Source organism: Aquabacter sediminis (assembly GCF_028863665.1).
GTDB lineage: Bacteria > Pseudomonadota > Alphaproteobacteria > Rhizobiales > Xanthobacteraceae > L1I39.
This window is the reverse complement of record NZ_JARBFX010000001.1, coordinates 493,196-508,099: the sequence shown is the minus strand read 5'-3', so window position 1 is coordinate 508,099 and position 14,904 is coordinate 493,196. Positions and strand designations below refer to the sequence as shown.

General features: G+C 67.1%; 13 protein-coding genes. 11 read left to right on the top strand and 2 right to left on the bottom strand.

Going from position 1 to position 14,904, the window contains the following annotated elements; all coding sequences use genetic code 11:
* The first annotated feature begins 5 nt into the window (after positions 1-5).
* Positions 6-392 carry an oxalurate catabolism protein HpxZ gene (gene hpxZ / locus PV781_RS02340; RefSeq protein ID WP_274774012.1) on the top strand — a complete coding sequence of 129 codons (387 nt, stop codon included), beginning with the start codon at positions 6-8 and terminating at the stop codon, positions 390-392.
* Positions 393-466: 74 nt separating this feature from the next.
* Entirely contained in the window at positions 467-1,180 is a 714-nt protein-coding gene (locus tag PV781_RS02335) for a GntR family transcriptional regulator (RefSeq protein WP_274774011.1), read from the top strand.
* A gap of 4 nt (positions 1,181-1,184) precedes the next feature.
* On the opposite strand, the gene PV781_RS02330 is transcribed toward PV781_RS02335, so the two are convergent.
* Complete coding sequence (locus PV781_RS02330; RefSeq protein WP_274774010.1) at positions 1,185-1,676, bottom strand: CinA family protein; 492 nt, start codon at positions 1,674-1,676, stop codon at positions 1,185-1,187.
* Positions 1,673-2,842 (bottom strand): bifunctional 2-C-methyl-D-erythritol 4-phosphate cytidylyltransferase/2-C-methyl-D-erythritol 2,4-cyclodiphosphate synthase, encoded by a 1,170-nt coding sequence (locus tag PV781_RS02325; protein WP_274774009.1) that lies wholly within the window; start codon positions 2,840-2,842, stop codon positions 1,673-1,675. Before PV781_RS02325 ends, PV781_RS02330 begins: the two co-directional genes overlap by 4 nt.
* Positions 2,843-3,071: 229 nt before the next feature.
* Between PV781_RS02325 and dusB the strand changes: the two genes are divergently transcribed.
* The 9 genes from dusB (at position 3,072) to hfq (ending at position 14,902) form a co-directional block, all read left to right on the top strand.
* Positions 3,072-4,073: a tRNA dihydrouridine synthase DusB gene (gene dusB / locus PV781_RS02320; RefSeq protein ID WP_274774008.1), complete on the top strand. Its 1,002-nt coding sequence runs from the start codon at positions 3,072-3,074 to the stop codon at positions 4,071-4,073.
* Complete coding sequence (locus PV781_RS02315) at positions 4,070-5,197, top strand: two-component system sensor histidine kinase NtrB (RefSeq protein ID WP_274774007.1); 1,128 nt, start codon at positions 4,070-4,072, stop codon at positions 5,195-5,197. Before dusB ends, PV781_RS02315 begins: the two co-directional genes overlap by 4 nt.
* A gap of 7 nt (positions 5,198-5,204) precedes the next feature.
* A complete protein-coding gene (ntrC, locus tag PV781_RS02310) occupies positions 5,205-6,647 on the top strand; it encodes a nitrogen regulation protein NR(I) (protein ID WP_274774006.1) in 1,443 nt (480 codons plus the stop codon).
* Between the two features lie 270 nt (positions 6,648-6,917).
* Positions 6,918-9,353, top strand: coding sequence for a sensor histidine kinase NtrY-like (locus PV781_RS02305; RefSeq protein ID WP_425532341.1), 2,436 nt, complete (start codon positions 6,918-6,920; stop codon positions 9,351-9,353).
* A gap of 3 nt (positions 9,354-9,356) precedes the next feature.
* Positions 9,357-10,721, top strand: a complete 1,365-nt coding sequence (gene ntrX / locus PV781_RS02300; RefSeq protein WP_274774005.1) for a nitrogen assimilation response regulator NtrX — start codon at positions 9,357-9,359, stop codon at positions 10,719-10,721.
* Positions 10,722-10,823: 102 nt separating this feature from the next.
* On the top strand, positions 10,824-12,200 hold the full coding sequence (gene trkA, locus PV781_RS02295) for a Trk system potassium transporter TrkA (protein WP_274774004.1): 1,377 nt from the start codon (positions 10,824-10,826) through the stop codon (positions 12,198-12,200).
* Between the two features lie 12 nt (positions 12,201-12,212).
* A complete protein-coding gene (locus tag PV781_RS02290; protein ID WP_274774003.1) occupies positions 12,213-13,631 on the top strand; it encodes a hypothetical protein in 1,419 nt (472 codons plus the stop codon).
* A gap of 11 nt (positions 13,632-13,642) precedes the next feature.
* Positions 13,643-14,503: a D-amino-acid transaminase gene (locus tag PV781_RS02285; RefSeq protein WP_274774002.1), complete on the top strand. Its 861-nt coding sequence runs from the start codon at positions 13,643-13,645 to the stop codon at positions 14,501-14,503.
* A gap of 147 nt (positions 14,504-14,650) precedes the next feature.
* Positions 14,651-14,902 carry an RNA chaperone Hfq gene (gene hfq, locus PV781_RS02280; protein ID WP_209105373.1) on the top strand — a complete coding sequence of 84 codons (252 nt, stop codon included), beginning with the start codon at positions 14,651-14,653 and terminating at the stop codon, positions 14,900-14,902.
* The last annotated feature ends 2 nt before the right edge of the window (positions 14,903-14,904 follow it).

The following is a 14,904-nucleotide window of genomic DNA, read 5'->3' as shown; positions in this document are numbered from 1 at the left end:
CAAGCGTGGAAATCAACCTTCCCGACGTGGTGGCCGAGGTCACGGCCGCCTTCGAGCGATACGAACAAGCCCTTGTGACCAATGACGTGGAGACGCTGGAGGCGCTCTTCCACGACCACTCCGCCACCATCCGCTATGGCGGGGGAGAGAACCTCTACGGCATGGACGAAATCCGCGCCTTCCGCCGCGCCCGCTCGCCGGTGGGGCTCATGCGTGAGCGCCAGCGCACCGTCATCACCGCTTATGGCCATGACATGGCCGTGGCCTCCACGCTTTTCGTGCGCGAGAGTGCGCCCGGCAAGATTGGTCGCCAGCAGCAGACCTGGGTGCGCTTTCCCGAGGGCTGGCGGGTCGTGGCGGCCCATGTGAGCGTCATTCCCGACCCCATCTGAATGTGCTGCGACGCGCGGCTCCGTTATGGCCCGCGCTTCGCCTCCTCGAAGAATCCCATTACGTTTGGCGTATCATGACCGTCCTCGCCCCATCCCCTGTTGCTGCTGAGCGGCCGTCCCGCACCCGTCGCCGCCGCGCTGCGGTCCGCGCGGTGACCCGCACGGAGGAATTGCGGCTCCAGATTGCCGACGACATCGTGCGCGGTCGCATCGCGCCGGGCACCCCGCTGGAAGAGATGGACATCGCCAAGCGCTATGGCGTCTCGCGCACGCCGGTGCGTGAGGTGATCCGCGATCTTGCGGCATCCGGCCTGGTGGAAACACGGCCCCATCGCAGCGCCTTGGTGGCCAAGCCCACCCTCGACCGGCTGCGCGGCATGTTCGAGGTGATGGCGGAACTGGAGGCCCTGTGCGCGGGCCTGTGCGCCGTTCACATGACCCCCTCCGAGCGCGGGCAACTCCAGGCGATCCATGCGGATCTGGCCGATCTCACCCGGCGCGGCGACGAGACCCACTACACCTTCCTGAACGACCGCTTCCACACGTTTTTATATAGTGGTGCCCATAACGACTATCTTTGCGAGTTGACGCTGGCCACCCGCGCCCGCCTCCAGCCCTTCCGCCGAGCGCAGTTTCGCAATCTCGGCCGCCTCGCTTTGTCCTATGCGGAGCATGACAAGGTGGTCACCGCCATCCTGCGCGGTGACAAGGTCGAGGCCGCCACCGCCATGCGCGCCCACATCCTCACAGTCGAAGTGGCCTACGAGCGCTACGCCGAGAGCGTTTGAGCCGTCAGGCCGCGGCCTCCGCCAGCATCTCGAGGGCAACCAGCACCGAACGCCGGCGAATCTCGTCGCGGCTGAGCGGGCCGAAGCGCATCTCCCGGTGGCGCGTGACGCCGCCTTTGCGGGCGCTGGCGAAATGGACGAGGCCCACCGGCTTCTCCGCCGATCCTCCACCCGGCCCCGCGACGCCCGTAATGGCGACGCTGACGCCGACGCCGGCGGCAGCGAGGGCACCTTCCGCCATGGCGCGAGCGGTCTCCTCGCTCACCGCACCATGAGCGGCCAGCGTCGCCTCGGGCACGTCGATCATCTGCATCTTGGCGGCGTTGGAATAGGTCACGAACCCCCGATCCACCACGTCGGACGAGCCCGGCACGGCAGTGAGGGCGCCGGCCACGAGCCCGCCCGTGCAGGATTCGGCGGTGGCGAGGGTGAGGCCGCCGGCGCGACAGGCGCTCAGAACCCGCTCGGCAGCGGCATAGATGTCGGCGTCGATCATGCCTCGTCCTCCGGCAGGCGGATGGTGGCGGCGGCCATGGCGGCGATGCCTTCCCGGCGGCCGGCGAAGCCAAGTTTCTCCGTGGTGGTGGCCTTCACGCTCACCCGCTCCACGCGCACCCCGGCAATCTGCGCGATCCGCGCCCGCATGGGTTCGCGGTGCGGGCCGATCTTGGGTGCCTCGCAGATCAGGGTGAGGTCGAGATGGGCGATGCGCCCGCCCCGCGCCCTTACCTTCTCAGCCGCGAAGGCGAGGAAGCGATCGGAGGTGGCGCCCTTCCATTGAGGGTCGGAGGGTGGGAAATGGGCGCCGATATCGCCATCGCACAAGGCGCCCAGGATCGCATCGGTCAGGGCGTGGAGCCCGACGTCTGCGTCTGAATGCCCGTCCAGGCCCTTGTCGAAGGGCAGGGCAATGCCGCCCAGCATCACATGGTCGCCGGGGCCGAAAGCGTGGACGTCGAAGCCGGTGCCGGTGCGCACATCGGTGAGGGCACGCGAACCGCCCGTGCGGGCGAGATCCTCGGGATGGGTGAGCTTCACGTTGCTGGTCTCCCCTTCAAAGACGGTTACGGCGTGACCCGCCCATTCCATGACCGCCGCATCGTCGGTCAGGCCGCCGACCTTTTCGGCCTCGGCCCGCAGATGTGCGGCGCGCAGGGCTCCATACTGGAAGGCCTGGGGGGTCTGGACGGCGCGCAGGTGTCCGCGGGGCGGCGTGGCTGTAACCTGGTTCTTGTCGTCGACGATCTTGATGGTGTCGGTCACGGGAACGCCGGGGACGGCAGCGCCGAAGCGCGCGCCGGCCTCCACCGCCCGATGGATGAGGGCAGTCGACGTAAAGGGGCGAGCGGCATCGTGGACGAGCACCACGTCCGGGGCATGGAGCGCCAGCGCCTGAAGGCCTGCCCGCACCGAATCCTGCCGCTGGGCGCCGCCGGGCACGGGTGGAAGCAGCTTGGGCAGGCCGTCGCCGGCTTCGGCGAAGAGGGCTGCATCGTCCGGGTGAATCACCACCTGGACCTTGGCAATGGCCGAATGGTCGCAAAAAAGCCGCAGCACGCGGCGCATGACGCTCTCGCCGTTCAGCGTGCGGTATTGCTTCGGCACGTCCCCGCCCATCCGGGAGCCGCGTCCGGCGGCCACGATGATGACGGCACATTGCATAACCGATGGTCCATTCCCGGCACAAAAGTCCGCCCCTTGAACAGCCGCCACACGCTCCGCGCAAGGGGAAAGACGGAGGCTTCCAGCCGTCGAATGCGCCCCGCCGGAACTCCCATTCGCCCATTCGTTCAGCATGCCCTTGCATGGGCAGAATGAATGTCTAGAATGTAGGCACTCGTTAGGTGGCCTAATTTCTGTGCAAGCAAAAGCGCGTCTTTCTTCTTCTCCCGTGCGAATCGGCCCGCATGCGCTGCCGAACCCGGTCCTGCTCGCCCCTATGGCCGGCATCACCGACGCCCCCGTGCGCGAGATGGCCCTGCGCTATGGGGCGGGCCTCGTCGTGTCCGAGATGGTGGCAAGCGAAGCCTTGCTCGACGGCCATGCGGAGATGAACCTGAAGACCGCCCGCTCAGGCGACGCGCTCCATGCGGTTCAACTCGCCGGAAATGATCCCCGCTGGATGGCCGAGGCGGCGCGATTCGCGGCCGGACAGGGCGCCGACATCATCGACATCAATATGGGTTGCCCCGCCAAGCGCGTGACCACGGGCGCGGCGGGGTCGGCCCTGCTGCGGGACGTGCCGCTGGCGGTGGCGATCCTTGAAGCCGTGCGGTCGGCGGTCGGGGTGCCGGTCACGCTGAAGACTCGGCTTGGATGGGACGGCAGCGAAACTGTCGCACCGCGTCTGGCGCGCCTCGCACAGGAGATCGGGATCAGCCTCGTCACCATTCATGGCCGCACCCGCTGCCAATTCTATACGGGAGCGGCCGATTGGGCCGCGATCCGGGCGGTGAAGGATGCGGTGGCCATTCCCGTGATTGCCAATGGCGACCTGACCTGCTGCGCCCACGCCACCGCCATGCTCGACGCCTCCGGCGCGGATGGAGTGATGATCGGGCGCGGCGCACAGGGACGGCCCTGGTTTCCGGGCCGGGTGGCATCCTTCCTCGCCACCGGCGTGGAGCCCGCCGAGCCGCCCCTGGCTGAGCAGCGGGACGTCCTGCTGGAGCTGTTCGACGGTTGGCTGTCCCTCTATGGCACCGCGCTCGGCGTGCGGCAGGCACGCAAACATGTGGGTTGGGCGCTTGAGGCCGGTGCGCACAGTGCTTGCCGTCCGGCGGAATGGGTGAAGGCGTGGCGTGCCCGCCTTCTGACCATGGAGGATCCGAACATGGTCAAGGCTGGCATCGTGGATGCCTATGACGATCTCAGCTGGAGGGCTGCCGCATGAAAGCCGAGATGAAGCGCCGCCCCGAGCCCGATGCGGGATTTACCCGCGCCATCCTGGATTCGGTGCCCCATCCGGTGGTCACGCTCTCCGAGACCGGGCAGATCGTGGATGCCAATGTGGCGGCCGAAGCCTTTTTCGAGGTCAGCCTTCCGGTGCTGCGCCGGCGGGCCTTCGCCGAGTTCCTGCCCTTTGGCACGCCCCTTCTGGGGCTGATAGATCAGGTGCGGGCACGCGGCGCCCCGGTGAACGAATATCGCGTGGACCTGGGCACGCCGCGCAATGGCACCGAGCGGGTGGTGGACATTCATGTGGCTCCGGTCGCCGAGCGACCCGGCCATGTGGTGGTGATGCTTCAGGAGCGCACCATCGCCGACAAGATGGACCGCCAGCTCACCCATCGCGGCGCCGCCCGCTCGGTGAGCGCGCTCGCTTCCATGCTGGCGCACGAGATCAAGAACCCGCTTTCCGGCATTCGCGGCGCGGCTCAGCTTCTGGAACAGTCGGCGGGCGACGAGGACCGGGCGCTCACCCGCCTCATCTGCGACGAGGCGGATCGCATCGTGAAGCTGGTGGACCGCATGGAGGTCTTCTCCGACGAGCGACCCATTGAGCGGGAACCGGTCAACATCCATGCGGTGCTGGAGCATGTGCGCACGCTGGCCTCGTCCGGCTTTGCCCGCCACATCCGCTTCGTCGAGGAATACGACCCCTCCTTGCCGCCGGTGCTGGCCAATCGCGACCAACTGATCCAGGTGTTCCTGAACCTGGTGAAGAATGCCGCCGAGGCCATCGAGCCGGACACGGACGGCGAAATCCAGCTGACCACCGCTTTCCGCCCCGGCGTGCGGCTCACTGTTCCCGGCGCCTCCTCGCGGGTCAGCCTGCCGCTGGAATTCTGCGTCCGGGACAATGGCAAGGGCGTGCCGGACGACCTGCTGCCCCATCTGTTCGACCCGTTCGTGACCACCAAGCCCACCGGCAGTGGCCTCGGCCTTGCATTGGTGGCGAAGATCATCGGCGACCATGGCGGTATCGTCGAATGTGACAGCCAGCCCCGCCGCACCACCTTCCGCGTGCTCCTGCCCATGTATCGCGGCAAGAGCGCCGCCTCTGACCAGAACTGAGGTATCCATGCCCACCGGAAGCATCCTGGTCGCCGACGACGACGCCGCGATCCGCACGGTGCTCAACCAAGCGCTATCGCGCGCCGGCTACGAGGTGCGCAGCTGCGGCAACGCCGCCACATTGTGGCGCTGGGTCAGCCAGGGTGATGGCGATCTCGTCATCACCGACGTGGTGATGCCGGACGAGAATGCCTTCGACCTGCTGCCGCGCATTAAGAAGGCACGGCCGGACCTGCCGGTCATCGTCATGAGCGCGCAGAACACGTTCATGACCGCCATCCGGGCCTCCGAGCGCGGCGCGTACGAATATCTGCCCAAGCCCTTCGACCTGAAGGAGCTGATCTCCATCGTCGGCCGCGCTTTGGCGGAGCCCAAGAAGGCGGACCACCGGGCGCATGGCCTGGAGGAGAACGAGAATATCCCGCTGGTGGGCCGTTCGCCCGCCATGCAGGAAATCTATCGCCTGCTCGCCCGCCTCATGCAGACCGACCTCACGGTGATGATCGCGGGCGAAAGCGGCACCGGCAAGGAGCTGGTGGCGCGCGCGCTGCACGATTACGGCAAGCGGCGTTCCGGACCCTTTGTCGCCATCAACATGGCCGCCATCCCGCGCGACCTGATCGAGAGCGAACTGTTCGGCCACGAGAAGGGCTCGTTCACCGGGGCCACCACCCGCAATCCCGGCCGCTTCGAGCAGGCCGAAGGCGGCACGCTGTTCCTGGACGAGATTGGCGACATGCCCATGGAGGCGCAGACCCGCCTCCTGCGCGTTCTCCAGCAGGGCGAATACACGACCGTGGGCGGCCGTACGCCCATCAAGACGGATGTGCGGATCATCGCTGCCACCAACAAGGATTTGCGGACCCTCATCCAGCAGGGCCTGTTCCGCGAGGACCTGTTCTTCCGCCTCAACGTTGTGCCTCTGCGCCTGCCGCCGCTGCGCGAGCGCTCCGAGGACGTGCCGGACCTGGTGCGCCACTTCTTCCTCCAGGCCGAGCGGGAAGGCCTGCCGGCCAAGCAGATCGATGTGGCGGCCCTCGACCGCCTGAAGCGCTATCGCTGGCCGGGCAATGTGCGCGAACTGGAAAACCTGGTGCGGCGCCTCGCCGCGCTCTATCCGCAGGAGATCATCACCACCTCCATCATCGAGGCGGAACTCTCCGAGCCCCAACCCAGCGCCCTGTCCGAGGAAGGTCCGGTCGACGCCACGCTGGGCGCCTCCGTCGAGCGCCACCTCAACACCTATTTCGGCGGCTTCGGGGAGGATCTGCCCCCGCCCGGCCTCTATCACCGCATCCTGCGGGACGTGGAATATCCACTCCTGTCGGCGGCGCTGGCGGCCACCCGGGGCAACCAGATCAAGGCGGCGGAGCTGTTGGGCCTCAACCGCAACACGCTGCGCAAGAAAATCCGGGACCTGGATATTCAGGTGATCCGGACGTCCCGTTGATACGCGCGCCCAGCGCATCTTCCCTTCGGCCATTCAGCCACGGGCGCGAGCGTGCCCGTGGCGTCCTGAGCATGAGGCCCGCCCGCGCGCCCCGCACCTTGGGCCTCGCGTCGCGCGCGCCCACGGCCAAGTCATCCACAGGCCTGGCACTTTTTCGCCGGTTTTCAAAATAGGTCTTGCCGGCTCGATCGCTGTCACATTTTTGCACCAGTGTCGTTCCACTGCATCAGTGGCGCGGCGACTCGCGGCGCGACAGCGGTGAAGGAAGACATGAGCCTGACCTCTCAGGACCGCACCGAAGGCAGCCCCTTTGGCGTCAATTCGGGCATGGGGTTCGGCTATTTCGCGCCGCTCATGGTGCTGCTGGCGCTTATCTCCGCCCTTGCCACATTCCTCATCCTGATGGGCCTGACGCCGGTTGTGCCCACCCACGAGGTGGTCATCGGCCTGCTGGCGGGCAACGCTCTGGCGGTGGCCGTGCTGTCCGTGATGGTGGGGCGCGAAGTGTGGCGCATCATGCGCGCCCGCCGGAGGGGCCGGGCCGCCGCCCGTCTCCATGTGCGCATTGTCAGCCTCTTCGCCATCGTGGCAGTGGTGCCGGCCATCCTCGTTGCGGTGGTGGCGAGCCTGACCCTCGACCGGGGGCTCGACCGCTGGTTCTCGGTGCGCACGCGGGAAATCGTGGCGAGCGCCGTCCAGGTGGCGCAGACCTATGTGCGTGAGCATGCGCTCAATATCCGCGGCGACGTTCTGGCCATGGGCAACGACCTCACCCGTCTCAAGCCCCTGTTCGACACCGACCGCGAGCGCTTCCGCCAGATCCTTACCGCCCAGGCGGCGCTGCGGAACCTGCCGGGCTCCGTCATCATCGACAAGGACCTGAAGGTCATCGAGCGCGCCCAGATCAATGCGGGACGCGAATTCCTGGTGCCCAGCAACATCGCCATCGGCGAGGCGACGGTGGAGCAGCCGGTCATCTACCTGCCGTCCGACGCCGACTATGTGGGCGCTGTGGTGAAGCTGCGCGACTATGACGACCTTTATCTCTACGTGGCCCGACCCATCGATCCGAGGGTGATCGGCTACCTGAAGGCGACGCGCGACACGCTGGCCGACTATGAGAGCCTGGAAGAGCGCCGCTTCGGCGTGCAGGTGGCCTTCGCCCTCATGTACACGGTCATCACCTTGATCGTGCTGCTCTCCGCTGTATGGCTGGGATTGAACTTCTCGAAGTGGCTGGTGGCGCCCATCCGCCGGCTGATGTCGGCGGCCGATCATGTGGCGGCCGGCAACCTGGATGTGCAGGTGCCCATCTATCGCGCGGAGGGCGACCTGGCCGCGCTGGGTGAAACGTTCAACAAGATGACCTCCGAGTTGCGCCAGCAGCGCGATGCCTTGCTGCGCGCCAACGACCAGATGGACAGCCGACGCCGCTTCACCGAGGCCGTCCTTTCCGGCGTGGGAGCGGGCGTCATCGGCATCGATCCAGAGCTGAAGGTCACCATTCTTAATCGCCCCGCCGAGCGCCTCCTGGGCGTCAAGGAGGCCGATGTGCTTGGCCAGCTTCTGGTGGAGGTGGTGCCGGAGGCCGAGGGTCTGATTGCCGAGGCCAAGGCCGACGAGCGCCAGCGCACCGTCCAGGGCACCATCACCGTCAATCGCGAAGGCCGTGAGCGCGTCTTCACCGTCCGCCTCACCACCGAACAATCGGGCGAGGGGAGCCATGGCTGGGTGGTGACGCTCGATGACATCACGGCCCTCATCGCCGCGCAGCGCACCTCTGCCTGGGCGGACGTGGCCCGCCGCATTGCCCACGAGATCAAGAACCCGCTCACGCCCATCCAACTCTCCGCCGAGCGCCTCAAGCGCAAGTACGGAAAGCACATCACCCAGGATCGGGACGTGTTCGACCAATGCACGGACACCATCATCCGGCAGGTGGGCGACATCGGGCGCATGGTGGACGAGTTCTCCTCCTTCGCCCGCATGCCCAAGCCCGTGGTGGACAGCCAGGACCTGGCCGAGACCATTCGCCAGACCATTTTCCTCATGCGCGTGGGCCATCCGGACGTCAGCTTCGAGGCTGAGGTGCCGCCGGAGCTTCCTGCCCGCTTCGACCGGCGCCTCATTTCCCAGGCCCTTACCAACATCATCAAGAATGCCGCCGAGGCCATCGAGGCCGTGCCAGCCGACCAGCGCGGCAAGGGCCGGGTGCGCGTCAGCGCCGTGCGCGCAGGAGAAGACCTGATCGTGGATGTCATCGACAACGGGACCGGCCTTCCCCAGGAGAGCCGCAACCGCTTGCTGGAGCCCTACGTGACCACCCGCGAGAAAGGCACGGGCCTTGGCCTCGCCATCGTCGGCAAGATCATGGAGGAGCATGGCGGCGGCATCGAACTGAACGATGCGCCTGAGGGCCGGGGCGCCTGGATCCGCCTGCGGCTTCGGGCGGACGGCATTCCCGTCGAGGCGGTCAAGCCTGTCGCCAGGGCGACGGCCAAGCCCGCTGCCAAAACCGCACCCGCTCCAGAGACGGCCTCCGCCGAGACGGCTCACTTGGCGGAAGCGACGACCAAGCCGGCGACGGCCGCTGCCGCCGACACCACAGACCCTGTTTCCTCTCCCGCCCCGGCCGCTCCCACGCACGCCGGCCCGAGCGACGCGACCGCCTCCGGCGCCGCCTCCTCACCCTCCAAGGGAGCCTGACCCATGGCACACGACATTCTCATCGTCGACGACGAAGCCGACATTTGCGGCCTCGTGGCCGGCATCCTGGAGGACGAGGGCTATACGGCGCGGACCGCCCGCGATGCGGACAGCGCGCTCGCCGCCATCGCCAGCCGCCGCCCGAACCTGATCTTCCTCGACATCTGGCTTCAGGGCAGCCGGATGGACGGGCTGGAACTGCTGGACACCATCAAGGCCGATCATCCAGATGTGCCGGTGGTGATGATCTCCGGCCACGGCAACATCGAGACGGCCGTGGCTGCCATCAAGCGTGGCGCCTACGACTTCATCGAGAAGCCCTTCAATGCGGATCGCCTGGTGGTGGTGACCGAGCGGGCGCTCGAAACCTTGCGCCTGCGCCGCGAGGTGAAGGAACTGAAACAGCTGACCCAGCCCCACACCATGGTCGGGCGCTCCAGCTCCATTCAGCAATTGCGCGCGACCGTGGACCGGGTGGGGCCCACCAATTCGCGTATCCTCATCGTCGGTCCCTCCGGCTCAGGCAAGGAGCTGACCGCGCGCCTCATCCACGCGGCCTCGGCGCGCGCGCGGGGGCCGTTCGTGGTCATCAATGCCGCCGCCATCACTCCGGAGCGGCTGGAGTTCGAGTTGTTCGGCGTGGAGGCGGGCGAGGGCAGGGAGGCGCGGCGCGGCGCGCTGGAGGAGGCCCATGGCGGCACCCTCTTCCTGGACGAGGTGGCCGACATGCCGCGCGAGACCCAGAACCGGGTGCTGCGCGTTCTGGTGGAACAGACCTTCACCCGCATCGGCGGCACCGCCAAGGTGAATGTGGACGTGCGCATCATCTCCTCGACCGGGCGCAACCTGGAGGAGGAAATCGCCGCCGGGCGGTTCCGGGAGGACCTTTATCACCGCCTCTCGGTGGTGCCGATCCGCGTTCCGCCCTTGGCGGAGCGCCGCGAGGACATTCCCGACCTCGTCGATTTCTTCATCGAACTCATTTCCCAGACCACGGGGCTTGCCCGCAGGCGCATCGCGGAGGACGCAATGGCCGTGCTCCAGTCCCACGACTGGCCGGGCAATGTGCGCCAGTTGCGCAACAATGTGGAACGGGTGCTGATCCTGGCCGGCGGGGATCCGGAGGCCATCGTCACGGCCTCCATGCTGCCGCCCGACGTGGGCGCGCTCGTGCCCACCTTGCCCAATGGAAACGGCGGCGAGCATCTGATGGGCCTGCCGCTTCGCGAAGCGCGGGAGGTGTTCGAGCGCGAATATCTTTCCGCGCAGATCAATCGCTTCGGCGGCAACATCTCGCGCACCGCCGAATTCGTGGGCATGGAGCGCTCGGCCCTGCATCGCAAGCTGAAGGCGCTGGGGGTGGGATGAGGTCGCTTTGTGCGCCCGAGGCGGATACAGGCGTGACCGAACGGCCTGTAGGCGCGGCGGCGGCGAACGGCTAATCTCGCTCGAGGCTTGGGGGAATCGTTCATGAAGGTCGTCATCTGCGGAGCGGGGCAGGTCGGGTTCGGCATTGCCGAGCGCCTCGCAGGCGAGCAGAACGACGTGTCGATCATCGATGCGAGCCCGCGTCGCATCCAGCTGGCCACCGAGCAGCTGGACGTGCGCGGGGTGGTGGGCCACGGCTCCCATCCCGATGTCCTCGCCAAGGCGGGGGCGGAGCAGGCGGACATGATCATCGCCGTCACGCTCCATGACGAAGTGAACATGGTGGCCTGCCAGGTTGCGCACGCCTTGTTCAACGTGCCGACGAAAGTCGCCCGCGTCCGCGCCCAGACCTATCTCCAGCCCGAATGGCGGGACCTCTTTTCCCGCGACCACCTGCCCATCGACGTCATCATCTCCCCCGAGGTGGAAGTGGGCGAGATGGTGCTGCGGCGGCTCTCCCTGCCCGGCGCGATCGATACGGTGAACTTCGCCGATGGCGCGGTGGTGGTGGCGGGTGTCTATTGCGCCGAGGACTGCCCCATCCTCGACACCCCGCTACGCGAGCTGACCCAGCTTTTTCCCGACTTGCGGGCGACCATCGTGGCCGTGCAGCGGGCTGGAAAACCGGTGGTGCTCAAGAGCACGGATTCGATCCAGGCGGGGGATGTCGCCTATTTCGTTGCGGCGGCGGGACAGGTGAAGCGTACGCTTTCCATTTTCGGCCATGACGAGATCCCCGGCCAGCGCATCGTCATCGCCGGCGGTGGCAATATCGGCCTCTACGTGGCCCAGGAGCTGGAGCGCCGGAACAGCGCCGCCAAGGTCAAGCTCATCGAAAGTTCCCGCGAGCGCGCCCAAGCCATCGCCGAGGTGCTGCACCGGGCCGTGGTGCTGAACGGCGACGCGCTCGCCCGCGAGATCCTGGACGAGGCTGGCGTGCCCGACGCCGACACCATGATCTCGCTGACCAATGACGACCGCATCAACATCCTGTCCTGCCTGCTGGCTAAGCAATTGGGCGCCCGGCGCATCCTCTCGCTGGTGAACGAGCAGGGCTATGCCGCCTTCGCCCGGGGCCTGGGCATCGACGCCCACGTCAATCCGCGGCAGATCACCGTCTCCAAGGTGCTGCAGCATGTGCGGCGCGGGCGCATTCGCGGCGTTCACTCGCTTCTGGAAGGCGCGGGCGAGGTGATCGAGGCGGAGGCGCTGGAGACCTCGCCGCTGGTCGGCAAGCCGCTGCGCGACCTGGATCTGCTGGAAGGCCTGCGGGTCGGGGCCATCGTGCGCAACGGCGAGGTGATCCTGCCCACTGGCGACCTGGTGGTGCGGGCGCAAGACCGGGTGATCCTGTTTGCCCTGTCCAACCAGATCAAGCGCGTGGAGCAATTGTTCCGCGTCAGCCTCGAATTCTTCTGAGCGCGATCCCCCATGGCCTCCATTGTCCGCCTCCTCGCCGTGGCGCTGGCATGGACCGGCCTCGCGAGCCTCTTGCCCGCTTTGGTCTCGGCACGTTGGGGCGAAGGGCTGGCGCCCGCTTTCCTCGCCACCGCGCTCGGCTGCATCTTCCTGGCGGGCGCCATGCGCTTTGCCAGCGCCGGCCTTGGCGGACGGCTGCGGCGCTTCCAGGTTTTCGTGGCGCTCGCCAGCCTGTGGGTTCTGATCCCGCTGGTGGCGTCGCCCGTCATCGCCTATGCCGCCGACCTGCCTTTGGGTCAGGCTTGGTTCGAGGCGCTTTCCGCTTTCACCACGACGGGCTTCAGCATGGTGGAGCGGGGGCCGCGCAGCCTGTTCGCCTGGTTCGCGCTCTTGCAATGGTGTGGCGGCCTGCTGACCATTGTGTGCGCCATCGCGGTGCTCGCGCCCGCCTCCATCGGAGGCCTGCCCAACCGGGCTGCCCATGCGCTCGATGCGGTTCAGGCGGTGGAGACGTTGGCGGCGCTGAAGGAGGTCACTCCCCTTTATGCCGGCGCCACCGGCATCGCCTTCCTGGCCATGTTGCTGAGCGGCCACGGCCCCTACGTGGCCTTCTGCCTCGCCAGCGCGGTCACCTCGGCCGGCGCGCACCTGCCGCCCGAGGCTGTCGAGGCGATCCGGGGCGGAGCGGGCACCCGCTGGGTGCTGATGCCTTTCCTTCTGTGGGCGGCCACTTCGGTGCGCTGGCACAAGGCGCTGGTCGGCCGGCGCATCCATGCGGCGCCCGAACAGTCCGAGAGCCTGCTGCTGCTGGGCTACTGGGCGGTGGCCGGCACGCTTCTCGCCGTGATCATCTACCGCCTGCCGTCCATTATCCCCGCCGGCGAGGCGATCAATTCCGGTCTCTTCGCAGCGGCCTCCCTGATCTCCACAAGCGGCATCCCGCCCGAGCCGGATACCTATGAAGAGATTCCCCGTTCGCTTCAGCTCATCCTGGCCCTGGTCGGGGGCGGGGCGTTGTCCGTGGCGGCGGGCCTCAAGATTTTCCGGATCCGCGCCCTCGTGCTGCGCGCGCAAGGCGATCTCCTGCGGCTTTTGTCGCCCAACCTGGTGCAGCCGGTGCGCACGGGGGAGGGCGGCGTCGGATCGGCCATGCGGGGCATCTGGGTGACGCTTCTGGCAGTGGTCTGCGCGCTCGCGGGCGTGCTCATCCTCATGAGCACGTCCATGCCTTCGTTCGAAGCCGCATTGACGGGCGCGGTGGCGGCGCTCACCAATACCGGCCCCCTCTATGATGCCTCCGGCGCGGGCTGGCCGCCCATTGCCGCCTTGCCGGCCTGGTCCATGCTGGCGGCGGCCTTCGCCATGGTGGCCGGGCGTCTCGAAACCGTCGGTCTTTTCGTGCTGCTTCATCTCGCCGTCTGGCGCAAGTGAGTCCCCACCCCATGTCCCGCATTGCCTATGTAAACGGCCAGTATGTGCCCCATCGCGACGCCACCATTCATGTGGAGGATCGCGGCTTTCAGTTCGCGGACGGCGTCTATGAGGTCTGCGAGGTCCGCGCCGGTCGGTTGATCGACGAGCGCCGCCACCTCGACCGGCTGGATCGCTCGCTCTCCGAATTGCGCATCACGCCTCCCATGACGCGCGCCGCCCTGTCGGTGGTGTTGCGCGAGACGGTGCGGCGCAATCGCGTTCGCGATGGCATTGTCTATCTCCAGGTCACGCGCGGTATCGCGCGCCGCGACCACGGCTTTCCCGACACGCCCATCCCGGCTTCGCTGGTGGTGACGTCACGCTCCGCGGACCCGGCTAAGCGCGACAAGGCGGCAGAGTCCGGGGTGAGCGTCATCACCGTGCCTGACAATCGCTGGGAGCGGGTGGACATCAAGACGGTGGGCCTCTTGCCGAACGTACTCGCCAAGCAGGCCGCCAAGGAAGCGGGCGCGAAAGAGGCTTGGTTTGTGGATGCCACGGGCCATGTGACCGAAGGCTCCTCCACCAATGCCTGGATCGTCACAGCCGATGGCACGGTGGTCACCCGGCCGGCGGAGCACGGCATTCTGCGCGGGATCACCCGCGCGGTGATCCTGGACATTCTGGCCGCGGCCGGGCTCAAGCTGGACGAGCGGGCCTTCACGCTTGAGGAGGCGCGTGCAGCACGGGAAGCCTTCTTCACCTCGGCCTCCAATATCGTCGTGCCGGTCGTGAAGCTGGATGGTGCCTTGGTGGGGGATGGCAAGCCGGGTCCCGTGGCGCGGCGGTTGCGGGAGGAATTCTACCGTTTTGCAGAGACTTCCGCCTGATGCGCTGCATCATGGGCATGCTGCGAAGCAAAATACTGTTGCGTGCAATTTTCCCTGTGCCATTTTAGCTTATCAATTCCCGCTCGCTTCGAAGCCGGCTCCCGGCCTCGGGCAGGGTGGGGCAACGCCGAAGAAACGGACACGAAAATGGCGGCGGAACGCACACAAAATCTTCAGGACACGTTTCTCAACCACGTCCGCAAGAACAAGACACCCCTCACCATCTTCCTGGTGAATGGCGTCAAGCTTCAGGGTGTCGTGACCTGGTTCGACAATTTCTGCGTGTTGCTGCGGCGCGATGGCCACTCGCAGCTTGTTTACAAGCACGCCATCTCCACCATCATGCCCGGACACCCGGTTCAGTTGTTCGACCCGACGGACGACACGGAGAAGGCGTAACA